The sequence below is a fragment of the Nocardia sp. NPDC050710 genome (assembly GCF_040654375.1).
Taxonomy (GTDB): Bacteria; Actinomycetota; Actinomycetes; order Mycobacteriales; family Mycobacteriaceae; genus Nocardia.
Genome location: NZ_JBFAHV010000022.1, coordinates 108972 through 131823 on the forward strand (window position 1 = coordinate 108972; position 22852 = coordinate 131823).

Sequence of the window (22852 nt, forward strand, 5' to 3'; positions counted from 1 at the left end):
CCGCTGGGGATATCCCCGGCATCATTCGATGAATCTGCCGGTTCTCTTGTCGAACCCGCTCACGCCGGACTCTCGAAGGAAGGCCTCTCGGGCTGACTCTCGCCGCCCGTATAGCGCGCCGAGACGATCGCGATCTCGGATGAGTGTCGGGTATCCCCACAGTGCACTTATGAATCCCGTCCTCGTGGTGAATTCCCATCCCGCAGGGATTTGAGCGTCCACGACGACGAATCGGTCGACCGGAAACCACGTCGGCCACCCGGTCTCGCTTACGAGGAATACGGCCAGCTTGTTGTTCATCAACGCCATCGCGCGGACGGTGTACTCGGCCCCTATGGCCGCCGGATGCATGAAGGCCGGCGTGCCGTTCTCGTCCCGTATATCACTCTCGAGGGGCCCGATGCACCGAACCTTCAAAGTTCCTCCTTCGCTGGCGATCTGGCGTTGGCGGCCCTGGTGTGACACAGCGACCGGTCAGTGGAGCGAGACTACTCCCCGCTGAAACGTCCACGCATGGCTCCCCGGGCGCGTTCTGACATCTCCCACGACTACAGCGATCTACCTCGAATACGGAGCCAGGATCGACACCCCTGCCCGCACCGCATCCCAGTCGGTGTTCACTTGCTGCGCCAACGACTGCGACAGCCAGGTCCGCCGCGCGGCCTGCTCCCGGATCAAACCAGGAACATCGAGATTGATCCGTGCCGGAGCGCCGGTCGCGGCGATCCGGTCCACCCGCACCTGCATGGCCTGGAATAGCTGGTGGTCGAAATCTGTTACCGCGGCGATGAATTCGTCGGTGCTGACGGATGCCCGGCCCGATAGCGGTGCAGTGAATGCGACCTCGCCATCGGGGTCGACGGCAAACCGCCAATCCACGCTGACGGTGTCCATCGACTCGACCGTGCGCCACCACCGCAGCCCGGGCCCGAAGCGCAGATAACCAGTGTCGACGTGCCGATGATCGCAGACATCGAGGGCCGCGTCGATCAGCGTGTTGTTCAGGAACTCTGCGTTGTCGATGGTGTCGTCCCACTCGATGGACCACCCGGTAGCCACGATATCCACCAGATCATCCGGCACGGGTTCGAGGATGTAGGGCAACGCTTGCAGCATGTCCTCCCATAGGCGGGCCACGTAATAGTCCGCCCAAGGTGGCGCCGCTCGCTCGCCCTCGAGGGGGTGCCTGGCTGTGGTCTGCTCGGTGTATCGCAGCAAGTCGACTCCACCCACATCAAGGCAGTACCAGCCCTCGGTGAGCCCGAACCAGTGCAAGTTCCGGTCTGTCCCCCACGGAACGACCTCCTCAACCGGTACGAGCTCGAACTGGAAACGCACGGCACGATGCAACCCCATCGCCACACACTCTGTCGACCGGCTTTTGCCGTAGGACATCCGGTTATCGGCTACGGCCACGAGGCAGCACCCGGCTCAGAGGACGAAGGGGATCAGCGCCTTTCGGTCGGCCGGGTAGTCCGCGAACTTTTCCCGGTACCACTTGTGGGTGGCGAAGGCGCGCGGGACGAGATTGCCCGCGGTGATCAGGAAGATGACCACGCCCGCGAGCGACCAGGTGAGCAGGGCGAATCCGGCCCAGGCGATCAGCTCGCCGGCGTAGGCGGGGCTGGTGACGAAGCGGAAGCCGAAGCCGTAGGGGATTCGGTATTCGGTCGTGCCGGGGTTGTTCTTGTCGCGCAGGTTGCGCACGATAGTCTCGGAGCGAACCAGCAGCGTGAAGCCGCACAGGTAGACGGTCACGCCGATCAGGAAGCGTGGATCGGTGAACCAGTCGGTGCGGTACTGGTGCTTGTAGTCGTGGCTGAAGAACGCGCCGTTGAGGTAGCCGTGCAGTGCGGTGACGAACATGCCCGCGGCGAGTACCGAGACATTGAAGCTGCTGCGTTTGCCGGGGACCTGCCGGATGGAGAGCGGGAAGAACCAGCCGCGATTACCGTAGTGCAGCAACCAGATGCAGGCCAGTACCAGCGGGACCGGTTCGAATCGCTGCGGGCCGCTGAGGTAGAACACCGCGAACACCACCGTCGCAGGTATTTCCATCAGCCACCAGCCGAGTTTCGGGTTGAGGTTGAAGCCGACCTTCGTGGTGGCGAAGCGGCCATACGGGCTCTGTGCGAATAGCCCACCGACCAGCACGAATGCGGCGAAGGCGAAGGCGATCGTGAGCACGGTGTCGTAGGCGATGTCGCCGGTGTACCAGTCCATCGAGGTCCTTTGTCGAATGGTGCGCGGCGCTGTCTCGCCCGACAGGCGGCGCCGAAATTAGAACATGTTCTAACATATGCACTATCGTGGCCCTTGACTATGGAGGAAGCCGTCATGCCGCTCGATCCGACCGCCGAAGACCTGCTGGCGGCCGTGCAGGCCTCCCCGCGCGCCGTCGCGGCGCACGACAGGACGGCCTGGGTGGACCTGTTCGGCACGGACGCGGCGGTCAACGACCCGGTCGGCTCCCGCCCGCATATCGGTCGCGCCGCGATCGAACGCTTCTACGACACCTTCATCGGGCCGAACACCATTGCCTTCGATGTCCGGCGCGACATTGTGGCCCGACAAACCGTGCTACGGGACCTATTCATCGCGACCACCATGTCCACCGGCGCGACCGTGCGGGTTCCGATGCACCTGCGCTACGACCTCGCGGAGGTCGACGGTGAGTGGAAGATCGCCCGACTGGCAGCGCACTGGGAACTGGCCCCGATGATCGTGCAACTGCTGCGCACCGGACTGCCCGGGCTGGGCGCCGCACTGAAGTTGGGCCCGCAACTGGTCGTGAACCAGGGGGTGAGCGGCGCCATTGGCATGATGCGGGCACTCATCAGCGTCGGGCGCGCGGGTAAGAGCGCGACGACGGAGCTGTTCACCGCGGCCGCGGCCACCGATATCGGCCGGGTGCGCGGACTGCTGGGGGACCGGGTGGCGCTCGAGTTGCCCGCCGGGACCCCGGTCTCGGTCGAGGAGTTCACCAACCGCGCACGGAATATGCGGTGGGACAAGCTGATCGCCGCCGGACGCACGGTGACCGCCACGGTCGAACTCGGCAATGCGCATGGAATCGCGATCGTCGGCTTCGCCCCGAACGCCGCCCGGATCACCGGCATCGAGGTATTCCTCGACGCCAACCCGTAGAACTTTCGTGCCTCGGTCCGGTCCGCGGACCCGACGGCCCTGTCTAGGATCCGGAAGGGGAGCGCTTCGGCTCCCGCGTGACCTGGCGCCGACGGAAGGGCCGAACGATGGCGTTCGCCGACTATCAGAACGAGATCTACTTCGCCGCGCTCGGCGGGAATCTGCCCGAGTTTCCGATGGACTACGCCACGCTCGAGGCCAAGGCCGCGGCGGCATTGCCCGCCTCGCTGCATTCCTATATCGCGGGCGGTGCGGGCGACGAGCTGACCCAGCGGCGCAATGCCGAGGCGTTCGAGGACTGGGGTCTGGTGCCGCGCATGCTGGTCGGCGCTACCGAGCGCGATCTCTCGGTCACGGCATGGGGGCAGACCTTCCCGACCCCGATCTTCATGGCGCCGGTCGGGGTGATCGGACTGGTCACCGGCGATAACCACGGGGATATCGCGGTCGCCGAGGCATCGGCGAAAACCGGTGTGCCCGCGGTCTTCTCCACACTGATGGAGGATCCGCTGGAGGATGTCATCCCGCACGCCGAGCAGACGCCCGGTTTCTTCCAGCTCTACACCCCCAAGAATCGGGATCTCGCCGCCAGTCTGGTGAGTCGCGCGGAGAAGGCCGGATATCGCGGTATCGCAGTCACTTTGGATACCTGGATCCCGGGGTGGCGGCCCCGTGACCTATCGACCGGGAACTTCCCGCAGCTGCGCGGGCACGTGCTGAAGAACTACACCAGCGATCCGGTATTCCAGCGGATGGTCGGCTCCGACGATCCGAAGATGACCGTATTGCACTGGGTCGGCACCTTCGGTAACTCGCTGACCTGGGACGACCTGGAATGGCTGCGGTCGCTCACCGATCTGCCGATCATTCTCAAGGGTATCTCGCATCCGGACGACGCGCGCCGCGCGCTCGATCACGGTGTCGACGGCATTTATTGCTCGAATCACGGTGGGCGCCAAGCGAATGGCGGGCTCAGTGCGCTGGAGACGTTGCCCGGCGTGGTGGCGGCGGTCGAGGACCGGGTTCCGGTGCTGTTCGACTCGGGTGTGCGGTCCGGCTCGGATGTGATCAAGGCGCTCGGTCTCGGCGCGACCATGGTCGGCATCGGCAGGCCGTATGTCTACGGGCTGGCACTCGGTGGGGTGCGCGGCCTGGAGCATCTGCTGCGCATGATCCTCGCGGAGGCCGATCTGCTGATGGCGGTGAACGGCTACCGGGATCTCACGGCGGTGCGCGAGAACATCCGTCCGACCACGAAAGGCCGTGCCGCGCACTAGGTCATGGCCGGGTCCGGTAGTGCGCCCTCCGCGGTGCGGAGTCGCTCACTGAGCTGGGTCAGCAGGTCCACGGATTCCTCGGACAGCTCGACGGCATTGCGCAGCAGGCGGCGCAACCGTGGGCTGGAGAGCTGGTCGGCCAGCATGGTGTTGTGGTCGCGGTATCGGTCGAGACGGTCGAGATCCACTGCGGTTGCTCACAATCTGAACTCTCAGGCACGGGGACGCTCAGGTCACGGGCATTCCGGCACTGGTCTGCTATCGCACGAATTCCTTCGCCGCGATTATCCCGGAATGTTTCGAACTCGACTGCGGTCGTACTCTGGGCGTCTACTTCTCTGTTGTACCGGAATCGCCCGGCGCAGTGTCGGTTCCGCCCGGCGGAGCGTCGGTCTCGGTGTCCTGGGCAGCGGGCGCGACGGGTGTCTGCGCGACAGTCGCGGCATGCTTCTTCGACCCCCAGCCCACGTTCGCCTCGGCTCGTATCCGCTCCACCATATGCGGGTAATGCAGCTCGAAGGCCGGGCGTTCGGACCGTATTCGGGGCAGTTCGTAGAAGTTGTGGCGCGGCGGCGGGCAGCTGGTGGCCCATTCCAGTGAATTGCCGTAACCCCAGGGATCGTCCACGGTGACCACCTCGCCGTATCGGAAGCTCTTGAAGACGTTCCAGATGAACGGGAGCATCGAGCTGCCGAGGAGGAATGCGCCGATGGTGGAGATGGTGTTCAGCGTGGTGAACCCGTCGGAGGGTAGGTAGTCCGCGTAACGGCGCGGCATTCCCTGCGCACCCAGCCAGTGCTGCACCAGGAAGGTGGTGTGGAAGCCGATCAGTGTGGTCCAGAAGTGCAGCTTGCCCAGCCGTTCGTCGAGCATCCGCCCGGTCATCTTCGGGAACCAGAAGTAGATGCCCGCGAAGGTGGCGAACACAATCGTGCCGAAGAGCACGTAGTGGAAGTGCGCGACCACGAAATAGCTGTCGGTGACGTGGAAGTCGAGCGGCGGGCTGGCCAGCACGACCCCGGACAGCCCGCCGAACAGGAAGGTGACGAGGAACCCGACCGACCACAACATCGGTGTCTCGAAGGTCAACTGGCCGCGCCACATGGTGCCGATCCAGTTGAAGAACTTCACCCCGGTCGGCACCGCGATCAGGAAGGTCATCAACGAAAAGAACGGCAGCAGAACGGCTCCCGTCGCGTACATGTGATGCGCCCATACCGCTACCGACAGCGCCGCGATCGAGAGTGTCGCGTAGATCAGGGTGGTGTAGCCGAAGAGCGGCTTACGGCTGAAAACCGGAAATATCTCGGTCACGATGCCGAAGAACGGCAGCGCGACAATGTACACCTCGGGATGGCCGAAGAACCAGAACAGGTGCTGCCACAGCAGGATGCCGCCCGTCGCCGGATCGTAGATGTGTGCGCCGAGATGCCGGTCGACCGCGAGCCCCATCAGCGCTGCGGTCAGGATTGGAAAGGCCAGTAGCACAAGCACACTCGTTACCAGGATGTTCCAGGTGAAGATCGGCATCCGGAACATCGTCATACCGGGCGCTCGCAGGCAGATCACCGTGGTGATCATGTTGACCCCGCCGAGGATGGTGCCGACGCCCGATACCGCGAGCCCCATGATCCACAGATCCGCCCCGACCCCGGGGGCGTGTTCGAAGGCACTCAGCGGTGTGTAGCCGGTCCACCCGAAGTCGGCGGGACCACCGGGGGTGAGAAAGCCCGCGGTGGCCATCGTCGCGCCGAACAGATACAGCCAGTAGCTGAAGGAGTTCAGCCGGGGAAAGGCGACATCCGGTGCCCCGATCTGCAACGGCAGCACCGCATTCGCGAATCCGAACAGGATCGGTGTCGCGTAGAAGAGCAGCATGATCGTGCCGTGCATGGTGAAGAGCTGATTGAACTGTTCGGGGGATAGGAACTGCATGCCCGGCCGTGCCACCTCGGCGCGCATCAGCAGAGCGATCAGGCCGCCGATGAAGAAGAAGGTCATCGCGGTCGTCAAATACATGACCCCGAGCACCTTCGGATCGGTGGTGGTGATCATCTTCCAGAGGTATGAGCCCTTGGGGCCGAGCCGTCGCGGATATGGCCGGACGGCCTCGATTTCGGTAACAACCACGGCTGCCGCCACCTTCCGAAACGCCGACCAGGCTGTGACCCGGATTATGCGCCTTCTTGATCAGCGACACGCCCGCTTTGGCCATTCGGACCGGCGTGCGCCCACGGTAGGAGCCCTCGCTCAGCCCTGGGTTCAAGGTGCCGGGCACGGGTCCGGTAGCCGCTACGCAAGATCGCGACGGTATTGCTCGATCAGCCGAGCCGCCATTCGCTGCGCGCGCCGCGCGGCCAGCCGATCCCCTTCGGATGCGGCGACGATCGAACCCTTCATCAGAAGGTGCCAGGAGTGCGCGAAATCCTCCGGATCGCATAGACCGGCCTCCTGCGCGCGGGCACGCACCACGCCGCGAACGGTGTCGAGATGGCCGATGCTGGCGCGCCCCGTGGGATGGTCGGCCCCCATCTCCAACAGCACATTGATGAAGGTGCATGCCTCGAAACCGTTGGTGGCGAACCATTCGTCGAAGACATCGAAGATCGCGAGGAGTTGCTGCTCCGGTGTCGCACCGCGCCGCCGCGACTGCTCTTCGACGAATCCGAAGGTCCACAGCTGTTCCCGGCGTGCCAATACCGCGAGCACCAGGTCGTCCTTGGTACGGAAATGGCGATACAGCGTGGCTTTCGCGATCCCGGCCCTGGCGATGACCTCATCGATACCGACGTCACGGATGCTACGGCGGGTGAACAACTCATAGGCGGTGGCCAGAATTCGTTCGCGGGCACCCGGGACGGGATCGTCGCTCGCAGACATGGCCCCACCCTATCCCTGTACAGACCGGGCGGGCGGTGCTTCACTAGGGAGACAGGTCTGTCCCGCACCGTGGACGATCACAGGAGACGACGCATGTCCATCCCTCCCGGCGCTCGCCCTGACCATCGGCATGACGGTGCGCGATCCGAAGGATCCGAGGGACAAGCGATCCGGTATTCGGTCAGCCGACCGCGCGCAGACACCACGCTGATCGAGGTGATCGGTGAGATCGACCTGTGGACGGCGCCCACTTTGCGGGAAAATCTGGTGCGCGCCTTCGGATCTCGCGGTTCGACCGTCGTGGTCGATCTGTCGCCGGTGACCTTTCTCGCCGCCGCCGGGCTCACACTACTGATCGATCTACAGACCGAGGCCGAAAGATACGGGTGCCGAATACTTTTGATCACCACGGCGCGGCCGGTGAACCGGGTCATCGAGATCACCGGGCTGGCACCCCGGTTCCAGCGCATCGACTCGCTGGACGCGGCACTCACCGAGCCCGGGCCGGGATACCAAGCGACAGCGTAGTGGAGAAAACCGGTCACCGTTGGCCGGAGAATGGGACTCATGTTCGAACTGAATATCCCAAGCGAGCACCTGGCTGTCGACTCCCGCCGTCCTCAGCTCTATGTCTCCGGCAGAGTCTGGATCACCATCGACGGCTACGACTTTCCCGAGCATGGCTGGACCGACGACCCCCTGCCTGTCCTGGGGTCGCTGCGCACCGCGATCGGGTATGCCCGCAGCGGCGAGGAAGCCGACTTCTACTTCTGGGAAGGAAACTACTTCGTCAAGCTTGTTCCCATACCGGCCGAACCTGATGCGCGACATGTCGAGATATTTGCCGTGCACGACAGCGCCGACCCCGACGAAGGCGGCAGCGTAGAGGCAAGTTGCGTCAGCACGCTGTCCGAATTGGCAGCCCTGCTGCAGGACACAATCGAGGAAATGTCCCGGTGGGCACACGACCATCACGAGGCAGAACTGCTGGAAATCTTGTCCCGGATGTCACCTGCCCCCGAACCCAGCTGACACATCATCGGTGTCCACCCAGCCGGAAACCCCACGCGGCCGGTTTCGGCGAAGCTATGGCCGCGGGTTCAGAGTGCGCGGTCCTTGGCGGTCTCGGCTAGGGAGACGCCGTGTTCGTGTGCGGTGGATGGGATTTCGGAGGCGCGGTCGCGGCGAGGTGGGCGTTGCGTTCGTGTGCCACCGCGATTTCGGGTGCGCGTTCCTGGTGGCTTCGGCGGTGTGAGTGTTGTGTTCGTGTGCGGCTAACGCGATTTCAGGTGCGCGCCCTGGGTAGCTTCGGCCAGGTGAGCGCCGCGTTCGCGGGTTGCCTCGGAGAGGTCTGCTCCGTGGTGTTGGTTGCTTGGGCGAGATTCACCCCGTGATGTTGGCTGCCGTTGCGAGGGAGACGTCGCGTTCGCGTGCGGTGGATGCGATGTCGGGTGCGCGGGCCTTGGCTGCCCGGCAGGTAGGCGTTGTTTACCGTTGCCGTGATTTCGGGTGCGCTCCCCGGCGGCTTCGGCGGCTTCGGCGGTTGGGCGTCGCGTTCGTGCGGCGGCTACCGCGATTTCAGGTGTACGTGCCGGGCAGCCTCGGCTAGGTCTGCTCCGCGGTGTCTGGCCACGTCGGCGAAGTCTGCTCCGCGGTGTCTGGCCACGTCGGCGAAGTCTGCTCCGCGGTGTCTGGCCACGTCGGCGAAGTCCGCTCCGCGGTGTTTGGCTGCCTCGGCGAACTCAGCCCCGCGGTGCCTGGCCACTTCGGCCAGTTCCGCGCCGTGTTCGCGGGCTGCCTCGGCCCAATGCGATCCGCGTACCCGGGCGGCGACTTCCGGTGCGCGTTCCTTCGCGGAGTCGACCCAGTGCGCACTGTGGCCCTGCGCGGCCCCGGCCAGTTCCGCGCCCTTGACCGCGGCGACTCCGCCGAGCTCGCGGGTGCGTACCGCGGCGTCGTGCGCGTGCTCGCGCAGCGCCGCTCCGGACTTCGTGTCCGAGGCGCCGTGCGGTAGCGCTGCGGAGACCGCGGCCGCCGCGTTGTGTGCCGTGCGCCTGCCGCGCCAGCCGAGAGACGGTTTGCCCGCGGTATCCGCGGCGGCGATCATCAGACCGCCGAGCAGGCTGACGTCCTTCAGGAAGGCGGTGCGCTTGGCGACCTTGCGATCGGGGTCCGTCTCGGCCCAGAAGTCCTGTTCGGTGACGGTCGCGGGCACCACGGTGGCGGCGAGCGCCAGCGAAGCCAGCCGCGGCGCCCGGCCCAGCGCGAGCAGGACCCCGGCGGAGACCTGGGTGATCGCGTTGACCTGCACCAGGACACCGGGATCGGCGGGCAGTTTGGCGGCGATATTGTCCGGCAGCGAGCGCTCGCCCTGCTGAACCAATGCGGCGGCGGCCTTGGCGCGCGGCTGGGGGTGGAGCAGCGTATCGACACCATCGACGATGAACGTGGTCGCGAGTAATGGTCGGGCAAGTCGGCGTAGCAACATGGAGGCAACCTTTCCTCGGTGGCTTGTGGATCGGGTTCCCGGGAACTTTGCCGCCAAACACCAAGATCAGCAGGCCACCTCCGTGGTGACGCGGACTGGTGGGGATCGGGTCACGAGGTATGCGGTAGCTGATCGGGCACGATCGGTCGGGGTCGGAAGGGGCGGACCTGGGGAGCCGCGAGAAAAGCGGTGATCGCGGCATTGACCGCGGCGGGATCCTCCACCATCGGCAGGTGACCGCAGTCGTTCAGCACGACCCGGGTGTGCGGGTGCAGCGTTTCGTCCAGCCGGGCGCCCGCCGCGGCCGAGAGGATGTGGTTCTGCTTGCCCCAGAGGGTGCAGATCGGCGGGAACTCCGGCCCGGCTGTGAATGCGTCGAGCGTGGCATAGGTCGGGAAGTCCTGCACCAGGCGATCCAGTGAGAGCAGCCGTCCCCGATCGCCCCAGTGCGCCCGCAGCCGCGGGGAGTTCTGCAATTTCATCCGGCGTCCACGCTGACCGAGCTGGTTGGCGATGATCAGCGACACCATCGCTCCCGGCAACGCCAATCTGCGGGCAAGCGGCGCCAGCGGCAGCTTGGCGTCTGCCCAGGCCAGCCGCGCCGACTCGCCGCCGCGGACGGTATTCCAGGTGAGCGGATTGATCAGCACGAGCGCCCGCACCCGGTCGGGGTGCGTGATCGTATAACTCAGCGAGGTGGCGCTGCCCAGGCAGTTTCCGATCAGGACCACGTCGTCGAGCCGGTGCTCCTCGATGAACGCCGCCAGCATGCGCTCGTAATCGGCGAGGCGATAGCCAGCCGCGGGTCGTTCGGATTCACCGTAGCCGGGCAGGTCGAGGGCGAAGACCTCGTGCTCACGCCGCAGAGCGGCGACCTGATCGTCCCAGATATGCCGCTGGGTTCCGGCGTTGTGCAGCAGGATGATCGGTGGGCCGCTGCCGAATCGGTCGTAGACAACGGTCCGGCCCTGGTGCGCGAATGTCGCCACGTCGCCTCCTTGCGAGTGGATCGACGAACATCAGTGTTCGTCAGTGACGACCATAGCGCGAATTCGGTGGTGAAGCGACTAGCCGAGTGACCGGTCTGTTCCTCGGGGCCGTCCGGCGGTCGCGCCCGCCCGCAGGAACCTCCCGGTGCGCACGGTGCCGAGGACCGGCGCCGCGGCGCCGTTGCCGAAGACGTACTCCCCGCCCACGAACACCGCGGCGACCGTGTCGTCATTGCGATTCACCATCCGGGACAGATTGTCGAACCGCGCGACCGGCTCCTCGTGATAGCTCTCCACCGACTCGTCCAGGTGCACCGGGTCGATGACGACCAGATCGGCACGATCACCCGGGCGCAGGTGGCCCGTGTCGAGGCCGTACCAGTCGGCCAGCTCGCCGGTGATGCGGTGCACGGCGTGCTCCAGCGACAGGAACGGCGTCCCCGCCCGCTCGGCCCGGTGCACCCGGCGCAGAAACCGCAGCCCGAAGTTGTAGAAGGCCATATTCCGCAGGTGCGCCCCGGCGTCGGAGAACCCCAGTTGCACCCCGGGATCGGCGGCGAACGCGTCCAGCACCTTCGGGCGGTGATTGGAGATCGTGGTGCGCCAGCGGACCTTGCCGCCGTGTTCCACCACCAGATCCAGGAACGCGTCGACCGGGTGCAGGCCGCCGCGGTCCAGCCCGACCTGGCCGAAGGTCTTGCCGACGACCGCGGGATCCGGGCATTCCATGATCTCGGCGTCGAAGAAATCGCGGTGCCAGACCCTCGGGCCGTACTTCTTGTCGTAGTCCTTGCGGAATCTTCGTCGATATTCCGTGTCGCGCAACAACTCTCGCCGCTGCTCCAGCTGATCGGCCAGATGCAGCGCGGCCGCGCCGGAACCGAACTCCTCGAAGACCGGCAGGTCGATGCCGTCGGAGTACACCTCGAACGGCACCGGCAGATGCTGCCAGCGGAAGTCGCCGCCGAGCCGGTTGAGTAGCCGGGCGAGGAATGGAAAGACGTGCGCCACAGCCGGAATGGCCTTGATGTCGGCGGCCGAGAGCAGGCTGACCTTCAGCGGCTTGCGGACGATGCCGAGGCTGCTCGCCGCCATCGCGATCAGGCTCTGTGGCCGGGCCACATCGGGCCCGCCCTGGAGGGCTCGCCCACGCCGCCGCAGGATGGCGTTGAGCCTGCGGCGCTCCCGCGTGGTCGCGTAGGTCGACGGCAGGGTGCGCGAGCGGCACACCACACCGTCGAGCTTGTCGAAAAGCAGTTGCTGCGAGGACATGCCGACAAAGCCCGCGTCCAAGGCCTCCTCGAGTTTCGCGGCCATCGAGGCGAGTTCGGCCTCGGTCGGCCGGATCTCCTTGCGGGTGGCGCGATCCAGTCCCATCTCGGCGGCCCGGATATCGGAGTGTCCGATAAAGGCGGCGATATTCGGCCCCAGCGGCAGTGCCTCCAGCGCGGCCACGTACTCCCGCGCCGACGACCAGGTTTTGGTTTCGGCGATCGCCTCGAGCACGTGTTTACGCGGTATGGCCTCCACCCGCCCGAAGAGATCGCCGGCATCGTCGGCGTCGACGTGCACCGTGGACAGCGAACAAGAACCGAGCAGGACCGTGGTGACGCCGTGCCGGACCGACTCGGCGAGCGACGGCCCGAGCAGCACTTCGACGTCGTAATGGGTGTGGATATCGATCATGCCGGGGATCACCCAGTGCCCGGTCGCGTCGATGACGCGCGGGCACCCCGCCTCCGGCAACGGTTCGGCCGAGACGACCTCGACGCGACCCGCGCGGAGACCGAGATGGCGAATCGCGGACGGTGAGCCTGCGCCGTCGAACCAGCGCCCGCCCTTGATGATGGTGTCGTACATGGGTTCTCACATCTCAGGAAGCAGGCCGCGTCGCGGCCAGTGACTCGGCGATGCCCGTACGTACCACCTTGCCGGTGGCATTGCGGGTCAATTCGGTGGTGGTGAGCCGCCAGCGGGCGGGCACCTTGTAGTAGGCGAGGCGTTGCGCGGCGAACTCCCGAAGTTCGGCCTCGGTGGCGGCGTCCGGACTTTCCAGGACGACCAAGGCGGCGATCTGCTGCCCGAGATCGTCGTCGGGAATCCCCACGACCGCGCATTCGCGCACCGCCGGATGCTCGTCCAGGCACTGTTCGACCTCGGTGGGGTAGACGTTCTCGCCGCCACGCAGGATGAGATCCGAACGCCTGCCGGACAATCGGAGCCTGCCCTGCTCCAGCACGCCGATATCACCGGTACGCAACCAGCGGTCTCCGGTGATGGCGGCGGCCGTCGCGGCCTCGTCCTGCCAGTAGCCCAGCATCACATAGGGGCTGCGCACCCAGATCTCGCCCTCGACGCCCTCGCCGACCGGTTCACCCATGGCATCGTGGATCCGCAGGCTGACCCCGATCACGGGGCGGCCGACGGTATCCGGGAAAGCCGCCAGCTCCGCCGGGGCGGCGATGGTGGCCGCCGTACTGCATTCGGTCATGCCGTAACTGGTCACAAGGGCGTGCTGGGCGACCGGAAGCTGTTGGCGCAGTTGCTGTTGCAGTGCCGCGGAGGAGGGGGCGGAGTTGAGCGAGAAGGCGGCGAGCGAGGACAGGTCGTAGCGGTTCAGATCGGCCTCCAGCAGTCGCGAGGCCATGGTGGGCATAGCACCCCAATTGGTGATGCGCTCGCGCTCGATGAGCGCCAGGATGCGTTCGGCCTCGAACGCGCCCTGGTAGATCACGGTGGTATCGCCGGTCGCCATCCGCGGCAGCACCAGGTTGTGCAGGCTGGCGATGTGGAAAAGCGGTGAGGTGAGCAGGAATCGGCGCCCCTTCGGGCCGCCGTCGTCGGCTCCGCCCTGGAAAGCAGCGGCCAGTGCGTCGTTGAACCGGTGATAGTCGATGACCGCCAACAGGTTTCGATGCGAATGCACCGCGCCCTTGGGTCGCCCGCTGGTGCCGCTGGTGTAGAGGATGACCGCCGGGTCGTCCTCGTCCACGGGTGTGCGTGGCAGCTCGCCGCCGTCGAATTCCTCGATCAATGCGGGCAGATCCCGTTCCATGGTCAGGACCGGTACGTGAATGTCGAGCTCCGACAGTCGCTCCGCGCGCTTGGCATCCACGATCAGCACCGTGGGCCGGGTGTGCTGGACTCCGTAGTCGATCTCGCGCGGCGCCCACCAGGCGTTGTATCCGACGGCGATGGCGCCGAGGCATTGGGCCGCCCAGAATGCCATCACCCACTCCGGCGTATTCGCGGCCAGAATGCCGACCCGGTCGCCCTTGCCGACCCCGTAGCGTTCGCGCAGCGCCCGGGCCAGCGCGCCGACCGACGCGGCATGCTCGGCGTAGGAGATCCGGCGGTCCTCGGTGACGAGGTAGTCGCGTTCGCCCAGCGCCACCGATGCGGCGAGCACCTCGCTCAGCGACTTGCCACGGTTCGTGATGACCGGGATGGGCGCACCGAGCACATCCTCCACGGCCATTTCGAACGGCCCGCCGGGGCCGGTCAACCGGGCCACGACAGATGCGGCAAGTGCTTGGGGGTCAACAGATTTAGTCATTGGCATTTCCTTGTGTCAGTACGGTCGGCAGGGATGCGTTCATCGGATCCGCTAGGGAACGAGCACGGCGCGACCCTGGACCAACCCGCGGTCGAGGCGGTCGAGCGCATCGCGGCCGGCAGCCAGGTCATAGCGTTCGACCTCCACCCGCAGCTTGCCGGACCTGGCCAGCGCCACGGAGTTGATCAGGTCGGATTTCGTGCCGCCGTATGACTTTCGTATCGACGCGCCCCACGGCCAGCCGGGCCCGCCCGCGGGCCCCGCGGTGATCTCCGGCGCACCGCCGCCGAGCCCGATCATCAGGTAGGCCCCATTGGGCGCCACGGATTCCACGGCCAGCGTGGCGGTTCCGTCGACGCCGACGAAGTCGAATACCGCGTCCGCACCGCGTCCGTCGGTGCGATCCAGAATCGCCGCGGCGGTTTTGTCGGCACCGAGCAGGCCCTCCGCGGCGCCGCATCGGGCCGCCAACTCCAGTTTGTCCTCGCTGACGTCCACCGCGATCACCCGGGTCGCGGTGGTCGCGGTCAGGATCTGCACCGCGACATGACCCAACCCGCCGATGCCGATGACGACGGCGGTCGATCCGGGCCGCAGGTGCGCCCGCGCGCCCTCGATGGCGTGGTAGCTGGACAGTGCCGCGTCGGCGAGCGGCGCGGCCTGGAGGAAGTCCAGATCGCCGATCGGCACGAACGAGCTCGCGGGAATCCGGATGTACTCGGCCATGCCACCGTCGGGTCCGAGCCCGGGACACGGCGGCATCGCGGTGCGACCGGCGGCCAGGCAGACATTCTCGTTGCCGCTCACACACTCCCGGCACATTCCGCAGGACCAGCACAGGTAGACGATGCCGCGCTCACCGACGGTGCGCCCGCCGACCTCGCCGCCGACCGCCTCGATGGTGCCCGCGATCTCGTGGCCGAGGGTCAGTGGTTCCTCGCGCAGTTGGAACGGAAGGTGCAGCACGTGCAGGTCGGAGTGGCAGATACCCGCCGCCCCGACCCGAAGCAGCAGATCGGTCGACCCGATGTCGGGGATGGGGACCTCGCGCAGTTCGAGGGTGCCGGGTCCGGTCAGTTGCAGCGCCCGCATCATGCGCCTCCTCGCACCGCGGCGAAGGTCGCCCGCAGATACGCGTCCGCGCGCGCCGAGCCGATGATGCCCGGCTCCATCTTGTTCATGGTGTAGGCGAAGGTGATTCGGTGGTCGAGGTCGTTGACGACGATCGCGCCGCCGTATCCGGCCCACCAGCAGACCCGCCCCTGCGGCACCTCCGGCGCGGTCTGCGATTGCGGCAGGCCGTAGCCGATGCCGAATCGCAGCGGTACCAGGATCGCCTGGTCGAGGCCGTCGGACTGCTGTTCGAAGATCAGGTCGACGGTCCGCTCGGAGAGCAGCCGCTTGCCATCGAGCACGCCGCCGCAGGACACCAGCGATTGCACCCGCGCCACCGAACGAGCGTTGCCGTGCCCGTTGACCGCGCCGATCTCCGCCTGTTGCCAATCCGGGGTCGCTGTTTCGGCGATATCCAGCAGCGGACTGGTGAGCGTCTTGACCAGGATGCTGTCCTGGTCGAGTGCCGACATATCGAATTCCAGTGCGGGCGGCGGAATCAGCGGTGCGATCCGGTGCCGGTGCGCGGACCCGGTACCGATATGGAAATCAGCGCCGAGCGGTCCGGCGAGCTCCGCGGCGAAGAACTGACCGAGGCTGCGGCCGGTGATGCGTCGCACGACCGCACCGACCAGATGCCCGTAGTTCAGCGCGTGATAGCCCGAGGCGGTACCCGGCTCCCACCACGGCGGTTGTGCGGCGAGGCGCGCGGCGGCCGCTTCTTCGTCGTAGATGTCGGCCATGCCGATCGGCGCCTGCCAGCCCGATACACCGGAGGTGTGGCCGAGTAGTTGCCGGATCTCGATGTCGCCTTTGCCGTTCGCGGCGAATTCCGGCCAGTAGTGCGCCACCTTCTGGTGCACGTCGAGCTCGCCGCGGTCGACCAGCAGCAGCGCGCAGAGCGCGGTCATGGTCTTGCTGATGGAGAAGACGTTGACGATGGTGTCCTCGGCCCACGGCCGTGTGCGCGCGAGATCGAGGTGCCCGCCCCAGAGGTCGACGACCGGTTCGCCGTCGACGGTGACGCAGAGCGAGGCGCCGAGCTCCGCGCCGGAGGCCAGCTGGGTTTCCAGCTCGCGGCGCAGATCGGCGAAGCGGTCGGCGCAGTAGCCGGAGGTAGTGGTGCCCGTGGTGGAGGTCATCGGTGCCTACCCCACCTGCTCGAGTGTCCGCGCGGGCACCGGAAGCGCGTTGCCCGCGGCCGCGGCACGCTTTGCGCCCCTGGCCATTTCCCGTTTCATATCGCGCACGTACGCCTCGAATTCGATCTGGATGGTATGCCGGGGCGAGTCGTAGTAGCGACCGGTCCTGGCCGCCTCGGCGGCCGCGATAACCTCGCGCATCCGTCCCTCGCTCGGCGGCAGGTACTTACCGGTGAGATAGGCCGCGACCAGTTTGCTCTGCTGTTCGGCGAAGTTGACCAGGGTCGGCAGCGGCTGCGCCAATCCCAGGTAGAAGAGATTATCGATACCCGGCTTCATCATCTGCTTGAACAGCGGTAGCCGGTTCTGTTCATCGGGTACCAGTGCCGGATCGGTGAAGAACGGGAAGCTGATGTGATATCCGGTGGCGCAGACGATCACGTCCACCGCTTCGGTGCTGCCGTCGGCGAAGCGCACCAGGGGCCCCTCCAGCGCGGTGATCGCCGGCTTGAATGTGATGTCACCGCAGCCCGCGCGGTGCAGGAATTCCTCGCTGGCCGATGGATGCGCCTCGAACGGTTTGTGATCCGGTGCGGGCAGCCCGTAGAACTCCATATCGCCGCGGAACTTCCGGACGAAGCGCTGCTTCAACTTGAGCGCCAGCTTGCGCGGAATCCACGGCGGCACACTCTGTTTGTCGCCGACCTTGCCGTGTACGTACTTCGGCAGCACCCACACGCCGCGGCGCGCCGAGACGATCAGCCGGTCGGCGATGAAGCGCTGTGACAGCTCCGAGGCGATATCCAGTCCGGAGTTGCCCATACCGACGACCACGACGGTCTTGCCGCGCATATCGATCGGATCGAACGGGTCGTTATAAGCGTGGCTGTGGATCAGTGTGCCGTCGAATTCCCCGGGATAGTTTGGGATTCGGGGATCCCAATGATGTCCGTTGCAGACGATGAGCGCGTCGTAACCGCGGGTGCGGCCGTCGTCGGCGGTCACCAACCAGCTTCCGTCGGACTGGCGCTCGGCGCCGGTCACCTTGGTATTGAAGATGATCTTGTCGCGCAGGCCGAAATGGTCGACGTAATTCTTGAAATATTCGAACAGCTGCGCGTGGTGCGGGAAGTCCGGCCACTCCTCGGGCGCGGGGTAGTCCTCGAAGGCGAGGCGGAACTTGCTGGTGTCGATATGCAGCGACTGATAGCAGGCCGACATCCCGTTCGGATTCTTGAAGTACCAGTTCCCGCCGACCTCGTCGGAAGCTTCGAAGACGTCGAACGGAATGTCGAAGTCCTGTAGTCGTTTCGCGGTGGTGATCCCGGAGGGGCCCGCACCGATGACGCATACCCGGGGAAGTGTCTGTGGAGTCAAGTCAGTAGTCCTCGCTTGAAGCTGCCGTCACCGGCTCGCCGGTCGCGTCGAATGTGAGCGCTGACACCGTCGAGAAACCCCGGTCTCGGAGTGACGTGGACAACAAAATAACACTCGCTAGACTTGGTGTCTAGTGAATGACATGATGTCTAGTGAGCGCTGCGGCGTCCGATCGGCCGCGACGCGGCGACGTAGACTTGCTCACCGGAAGTCGCACGTCGATACCGCTTTTCCAAGGACCGAGGTAGCCGCTCAGATGCCCACCAAGTCGAATCAGCCCGGACTCAGCCTGCGTGACGAACAGAAACTGCAGACCAGGGCCAAGCTGGTGGAGGGCGCCAAGGCGCTGTTCAGCAGTCAGGGGTACGCGGCGGTCCGGGTGGACGACATCGCCGCCGCTGTCGGCTGTAGCCGCGCCACCTTTTATCTGCATTTCACCAGCAAGCTCGAGGTGCTGCGCGCGGTCGCCGAGCAGAGCACCGCGCCCAGTGCGCTGTACTTCTACGAGGATCTGGATCGCGTACTCGATACCGGTTCCCGCGCGGAATTCGTCGGATGGGTGACCCGCGCCATCGAGTGGTTCCATGAATACAAGGACCTGCTACCCGCCTGGGACGAGGCCACCGCGCTGGAGCCGGAGTTCCGGGAGATCGCCCGACAGGGCATCCTCGCGCTGCCCAATGCCATGACCTCCTATCTGGCCCGCTGGCCGGCCGACCGTAGAGACGAGGCCAGGCTGCGCGTGGAACTGCTTGTCGCCCAATTGGAACGGTTCTTCACCCGGTGGGCCATGCAGGGCACCATCGACGTTACGGCGACGCAGGCCGCGGAGGTGCTCACCGAGATCTGGTACCCGGCGCTCCAAGCGCCGACCCGGTAGCTCGAGATTCGCTGGAAGTTCGGCTCCGCTCTCGAAAGACCGGAATTGCCGACGCCCTGTGAATCTGTCGGTGGCGTGCGGCATCATCTGTGCACGCAGCCATCCACGAAAACCGCTCGGAGTGCACCATGCCGTCGCCAAGAACCAAGCCCAAGCCATTGTCGGACACCGATATTCAACAGATAGCCACCGACATCGAGGGCGGCCGCCCGCCCATGGTGTGGTTCACCGCCGCCGCGGTGGGCGTGCCCGAGGGGCGGTCCGGCAAGGTGGTGGCGCTCGGTGATCCGGCCGACGGCGACTTCCTACAGGTCCGCCCGACCGGTTCCAAGGATGTACTGTCCTTTTCTCCGACCGAAGTGACGTTGACCAAGCCGCCCCGCGCGGTGACCCCCGCTCCGAAGACCACTGCCCAGCCGAAGTCGACAACCAGGAAGGAATCCACCGTGACCCAGCCGTCGATCGTGACGAACGCTGCGACACCGTCCACACCGTCGAGCGTTGTCACCCCGCCGGTTACCGTGAAACCCGTTGCCGAGACCTCCGATCCGGCCGCGAAGGCACCCGTTGCCAAGCCCGCGCCGACCGGGCCCGCCGCGACCAAACCCGCCGCGAAGGCGCCCGCCGCGCGCAAGACGAAGGCGCCGGAGGTCACCGTGACCCTCACCGGGACCGCCGACGGCGAGTGGGCGGTGGATGTCGTCAACGGCAAGAAGCGCACGATCCGCGGCCTGCCGGTGAGCAGCGCTGCCGTCGCGCAGGCGGCCAAGGTGCTGCACCCCGAGGTGGCCGAGGTGGTCGCGGGCATTCTGGAGGCTGCCCGGGGCGTGCAGCAGGCGAAGGTCGCGCAGTTACAGGCCGAGTTGGAAGAAGCGCGCAAGCTGCTCGAGGAGCTGTCCGAGTAGCCGCCGGGGGGCGGCAGGTGCCGACCGAAGAGCGGATGCTGTTGCACCGGAACAGTTTTGCCGAACGACACCGGTCGGCCCGGGAGGCCGTCCTTGCCTCGCCACGTGGCAGGCTGGTCGAGGCGATCGTGGTATCGGTCGACGTCAAAGGCTATGCCGCGACCACGCTCGCCGATATCGTCGGCCGGGCGCGAGTATCACGCAGCACGTTCTACGAACACTTCGCCAGCAAGGAAGAGTGCTTCCTGGAGGCGGTGCGAGTGGCCCAAGGCATTCTGGCCCGGCGGATCGTGGATGAACTGTCCCAGTTGGACGAGGCTGGGCCGGAGGCAAGAATCGCCTCGGTGGTCACGACGTTCTGTGAGGTGGCGGCCGCCGAGCCCGGGTTCACTCGCGCGGTGATCGTGGAATCATTGCGCGTGGACCGCGCGTCGGTGGTGATCCGGGACTACGCGGTGGATGTTTTCGTCGGTCTGTACCGCGAGTTCTATGAGCAGGCCCGGGCCACGGACCCCGCGCTGCCGGAGCGTTCCGATGCCCTGATCGCCCTCATCCCGGACGCGATCGTGGAACGCAGCCGACGAGTGATCATCGAGGAGGGCCCCGCGGCGCTGCCGGCGAAAGCGCCACTGTTCATCGAGTTCGTGCACGCCACCATGGGTTTGCCGCGTCCGGTGTGAGCCGGGCGGGCGCGGGTTCAGACGGCGGTTTCGCGCTGCCGAGTCCGGCGGGACGCGGGCGATTCGGTCGGAGCGCTCGCGGCGGCGCGACCATTGGTGAGCGGGCCCGTGGTGAGCGGACCGTGCCGCAGATCCTCGTGGAACGCGTAGCCCAGCGAGTACTCCTTGGCGTGGTACATCGCCGAATCTGCATCCCGGATCAGGTCGTAGATGGTGGCATCGGAGCTGCGCGAGCTGCGTTGACCCACCCCGCCGGCTTCGCCGGCTGCCGTCCCCTTGCGTTGACCCACCCCGCCGGCTTCGCCAGCTGCCGTCCCCTTGCGTTGACCCACCCCGCCGGCTTCGCCGACTGCCGTCCCCTTGCGCTGACCCGCTCCGCCGACGCCGTTAGCGGCCGTCTCCCTGTGTTGACCCGCCCCGCCCGATTCGTTGGCCGCCGTACCCCGGTCGCAGGCAATGCCGACGCTGGCGGTAATCGGCACCTCGCCCGAACTGAGTTCGAACGGCCGGACGAAGGCGCCGAGTAGTCGTTCGGCCAGCATCGCGGCCTCCTGCTTGCCCAGCGGGGCGAGTACCACGAATTCGTCTCCGCCATAGCGGGCGACCACATCGTCGCGGCGCACCACTCGCCGAATCCGGGAGGCCGCGTTGGCGATGAGTTCATCGCCGACCGCGTGACCGTAGCTGTCGTTGACCATCTTGAAGCCGTCGAGATCGATGAACAGCAGACTCAACGGCTGCTCGAACCAGTGCTCACTATTGCGGTTGAGTGCCCGCAGCAGCGCCGAGCGGTTCAGCAGACCGGTGAGCATATCGTGATCGGCCTGGTACTGGGCGCGACGCTCGCTGCGGGCGCTGCGCTGGATGGCGCGTTCGCTGCGCACCAGCACCCCGATCAGCAGCAGCGCGAACAACGAGGACACCACCACGCGGTCGACGGGGTCCAGGCTGGACCCGACCACCGGTACCAGCGAGGCCACGATGAGCGCCACCGCGATGAAGCTGGCGCGCTGCCGGGAATGATGCGGATGGATGCGGCGCGGTGTGCCGAGGGTCGCCATGGTCGGGTGCAGTGCGGCGATGCCGACGGTCGCATAGGCCACCAGCAGCGGGGTCAGCAGCAGTTCGTGCCCGATCGCGGCGGTGCCCGCGCTCACCAGGCTGTAGCCGAGATCGCCCACCAGCACGGCGATCAGGCCGAGGTGCAGCAGCCGCAGCGAGGTCTCCGACCGTGTCGAGGTGGCGACCGAATGCGCGATCAGGGTCAGCAGCAGGGCGTCCAGCACCGGGTAGATCGCGGCCAGCACCGTATTCGTGGTGGTGGCGCGGGTCTGCAGGATCGGGGAGATGAGGAAGGTCCAGGAGGCGAGCAGGGCGCCGAGACCGATGAGGGCGGAGTCGAGCAGCAGGTCGTAATTGCGGCGGACCTGGCGCGGCCGCAGCCACAGGGTAGCGGCCACGCCGATGCCGAAATAGCCCGCGAGCGTGCACAGATCGTCCAGGGGCCCGGTATCGAGGGCGGTGAAATCGCGCAGCGTGGTGCCCGCGGCGAACAGCACCGCCGAACAGGACAGCAGATACCAGGGCAGCGGTTGCGCGGGCCGATGCCAGCGCAGACCGCGATCGATCATGAACAGCGCGCCCGCGACGACGATGAGCATGATGACCAGGGACAACTTCTGTGATTCGATGAGCAGCGGTAAGGCGATGAGCGCGGACCAACCGCTGAGATGCAGTGCGCACCATAGGTTTCCGGTGCACATGTGCCGGTTCGTGGACTGCTCTTCGCTGACTGTCATCAGCCCCCCTTGGTCGCTCCGTCCCCGGTGAACTGTGCGGCGTAGTAAGTCTGTGAATCCTCCACCGCGACTTCGACGTTCGCCTGCTCATCGAGCACCGCCCGAATGCTGTCGGCGAACGAGAGCTGAGTGTTGTTATACGAGCAGATGTCCCAACCGACCGCGGCGCGCTCGGCCACCAAAACCTGGACAACAGATTTGATCATGGCATGGAAAGCCGCCCCTTGTCGTGCACTTGGGGCAACAAGGGTGAATCCCGCGTAGTAGATGGCATTGCGGGCGGCGTGCTCGGGATATCGTGCGGCGAAGTAGTCCGGACTGATCCACGGCACCGTCTCCAGATGCTTGGTCAGCGTGGTCACGCCGATCGGCTCGCCCGCCGCCGTGCGCGCCACATATTTGTGCACCCGCGGATCGACCATCTCCTCGCGGAATTCCGCGCGATGCAGAACCTGCCGGGCGATCGCCTTGGTACGCAGCGGGCCGAAGGCCTCCTCGTAGAGGCGATGAAACATCTCGATCCGGTCGTCCGGAATCGTCGACTCGACGGTGACGTGCAGGTCTTGCCCACCCGTCGCCCGATCGCCGACGGCCTTCGAATCATCACGCGATGTCATCG

General features: G+C 66.3%; 22 protein-coding genes. 7 read left to right on the plus strand and 15 right to left on the minus strand.

The genetic code is table 11. The features are described from left to right. Positions 1-21 precede the first annotated feature (21 nt). The 3 genes from AB0H61_RS29960 to AB0H61_RS29970 form a co-directional block, all read right to left on the minus strand. The gene (locus AB0H61_RS29960) at positions 22-417 is read right to left on the minus strand and encodes a hypothetical protein (RefSeq protein WP_357310965.1); all 396 of its coding nucleotides are present in this window, start codon (positions 415-417) and stop codon (positions 22-24) included. Positions 418-558: 141 nt separating this feature from the next. Then, positions 559-1356 (minus strand): DUF5984 family protein, encoded by a 798-nt coding sequence (locus AB0H61_RS29965; protein WP_357310966.1) that lies wholly within the window; start codon positions 1354-1356, stop codon positions 559-561. Positions 1357-1431: 75 nt separating this feature from the next. Next, on the minus strand, positions 1432-2223 hold the full coding sequence (locus tag AB0H61_RS29970) for a 3-oxo-5-alpha-steroid 4-dehydrogenase (RefSeq protein ID WP_357310968.1): 792 nt from the start codon (positions 2221-2223) through the stop codon (positions 1432-1434). Positions 2224-2337: 114 nt separating this feature from the next. Between AB0H61_RS29970 and AB0H61_RS29975 the strand changes: the two genes are divergently transcribed. Beyond that, positions 2338-3147 carry a ketosteroid isomerase family protein gene (locus tag AB0H61_RS29975; RefSeq protein WP_357310970.1) on the plus strand — a complete coding sequence of 270 codons (810 nt, stop codon included), beginning with the start codon at positions 2338-2340 and terminating at the stop codon, positions 3145-3147. 107 nt (positions 3148-3254) lie between these two features. Continuing rightward, positions 3255-4424 (plus strand): alpha-hydroxy-acid oxidizing protein, encoded by a 1170-nt coding sequence (locus tag AB0H61_RS29980; RefSeq protein WP_357310972.1) that lies wholly within the window; start codon positions 3255-3257, stop codon positions 4422-4424. On the opposite strand, the gene AB0H61_RS29985 is transcribed toward AB0H61_RS29980, so the two are convergent. The 3 genes from AB0H61_RS29985 to AB0H61_RS29995 all read right to left on the minus strand — a co-directional run bounded on the left by AB0H61_RS29985 (position 4421) and on the right by AB0H61_RS29995 (position 7304). After that, positions 4421-4612 (minus strand): hypothetical protein, encoded by a 192-nt coding sequence (locus tag AB0H61_RS29985; RefSeq protein WP_357310974.1) that lies wholly within the window; start codon positions 4610-4612, stop codon positions 4421-4423. The genes AB0H61_RS29980 and AB0H61_RS29985 overlap by 4 nt on opposite strands. Positions 4613-4754: 142 nt before the next feature. Then, complete coding sequence (ctaD, locus tag AB0H61_RS29990) at positions 4755-6479, minus strand: cytochrome c oxidase subunit I (RefSeq protein WP_357311085.1); 1725 nt, start codon at positions 6477-6479, stop codon at positions 4755-4757. A gap of 237 nt (positions 6480-6716) precedes the next feature. Continuing rightward, the gene (locus tag AB0H61_RS29995; protein ID WP_357310976.1) at positions 6717-7304 is read right to left on the minus strand and encodes a helix-turn-helix domain-containing protein; all 588 of its coding nucleotides are present in this window, start codon (positions 7302-7304) and stop codon (positions 6717-6719) included. A 93-nt stretch (positions 7305-7397) separates the two neighbouring features. Between AB0H61_RS29995 and AB0H61_RS30000 the strand changes: the two genes are divergently transcribed. Beyond that, on the plus strand, positions 7398-7832 hold the full coding sequence (locus tag AB0H61_RS30000; RefSeq protein WP_357310978.1) for an STAS domain-containing protein: 435 nt from the start codon (positions 7398-7400) through the stop codon (positions 7830-7832). Positions 7833-7871: 39 nt separating this feature from the next. After that, the gene (locus AB0H61_RS30005) at positions 7872-8336 is read left to right on the plus strand and encodes a hypothetical protein (RefSeq protein ID WP_357310980.1); all 465 of its coding nucleotides are present in this window, start codon (positions 7872-7874) and stop codon (positions 8334-8336) included. Between the two features lie 535 nt (positions 8337-8871). Here the strand turns inward: AB0H61_RS30005 and AB0H61_RS30010 are convergent. The 7 genes from AB0H61_RS30010 to AB0H61_RS30040 form a co-directional block, all read right to left on the minus strand. Further along, on the minus strand, positions 8872-9792 hold the full coding sequence (locus AB0H61_RS30010; protein ID WP_357310982.1) for a DoxX family protein: 921 nt from the start codon (positions 9790-9792) through the stop codon (positions 8872-8874). A gap of 110 nt (positions 9793-9902) precedes the next feature. After that, entirely contained in the window at positions 9903-10781 is an 879-nt protein-coding gene (locus tag AB0H61_RS30015; RefSeq protein ID WP_357310983.1) for an alpha/beta hydrolase, read from the minus strand. Between the two features lie 78 nt (positions 10782-10859). After that, complete coding sequence (locus AB0H61_RS30020) at positions 10860-12641, minus strand: amidohydrolase family protein (RefSeq protein WP_357310985.1); 1782 nt, start codon at positions 12639-12641, stop codon at positions 10860-10862. A 13-nt stretch (positions 12642-12654) separates the two neighbouring features. Further along, the gene (locus tag AB0H61_RS30025) at positions 12655-14337 is read right to left on the minus strand and encodes a class I adenylate-forming enzyme family protein (RefSeq protein ID WP_357310987.1); all 1683 of its coding nucleotides are present in this window, start codon (positions 14335-14337) and stop codon (positions 12655-12657) included. A gap of 51 nt (positions 14338-14388) precedes the next feature. Next, positions 14389-15429: an NAD(P)-dependent alcohol dehydrogenase gene (locus tag AB0H61_RS30030; protein WP_357311087.1), complete on the minus strand. Its 1041-nt coding sequence runs from the start codon at positions 15427-15429 to the stop codon at positions 14389-14391. Beyond that, positions 15429-16592 (minus strand): serine hydrolase domain-containing protein, encoded by a 1164-nt coding sequence (locus AB0H61_RS30035; protein WP_357310989.1) that lies wholly within the window; start codon positions 16590-16592, stop codon positions 15429-15431. Before AB0H61_RS30035 ends, AB0H61_RS30030 begins: the two co-directional genes overlap by 1 nt. Before the next feature lie 6 nt (positions 16593-16598). Beyond that, entirely contained in the window at positions 16599-17969 is a 1371-nt protein-coding gene (locus AB0H61_RS30040; protein WP_357310991.1) for an NAD(P)-binding domain-containing protein, read from the minus strand. A gap of 256 nt (positions 17970-18225) precedes the next feature. Here AB0H61_RS30040 and AB0H61_RS30045 point away from each other — a divergent pair, with 256 nt between their 5' ends. The 3 genes from AB0H61_RS30045 to AB0H61_RS30055 all read left to right on the plus strand — a co-directional run bounded on the left by AB0H61_RS30045 (position 18226) and on the right by AB0H61_RS30055 (position 20434). Next, on the plus strand, positions 18226-18849 hold the full coding sequence (locus AB0H61_RS30045; protein WP_357310993.1) for a TetR/AcrR family transcriptional regulator: 624 nt from the start codon (positions 18226-18228) through the stop codon (positions 18847-18849). Between the two features lie 128 nt (positions 18850-18977). Next, positions 18978-19754 (plus strand): DUF6319 family protein, encoded by a 777-nt coding sequence (locus tag AB0H61_RS30050; protein WP_357310995.1) that lies wholly within the window; start codon positions 18978-18980, stop codon positions 19752-19754. 17 nt (positions 19755-19771) lie between these two features. Then, positions 19772-20434 carry a TetR/AcrR family transcriptional regulator gene (locus tag AB0H61_RS30055; protein WP_357310997.1) on the plus strand — a complete coding sequence of 221 codons (663 nt, stop codon included), beginning with the start codon at positions 19772-19774 and terminating at the stop codon, positions 20432-20434. 17 nt (positions 20435-20451) lie between these two features. Here the strand turns inward: AB0H61_RS30055 and AB0H61_RS30060 are convergent, their stop codons facing one another. Both AB0H61_RS30060 and AB0H61_RS30065 read right to left on the minus strand, forming a co-directional pair. Next, a complete protein-coding gene (locus tag AB0H61_RS30060; protein ID WP_357310999.1) occupies positions 20452-22233 on the minus strand; it encodes a diguanylate cyclase in 1782 nt (593 codons plus the stop codon). Next, entirely contained in the window at positions 22233-22850 is a 618-nt protein-coding gene (locus tag AB0H61_RS30065) for a hypothetical protein (RefSeq protein ID WP_357311001.1), read from the minus strand. The genes AB0H61_RS30060 and AB0H61_RS30065 overlap by 1 nt, the downstream gene beginning before the upstream one ends. Positions 22851-22852: the final 2 nt, after the last annotated feature.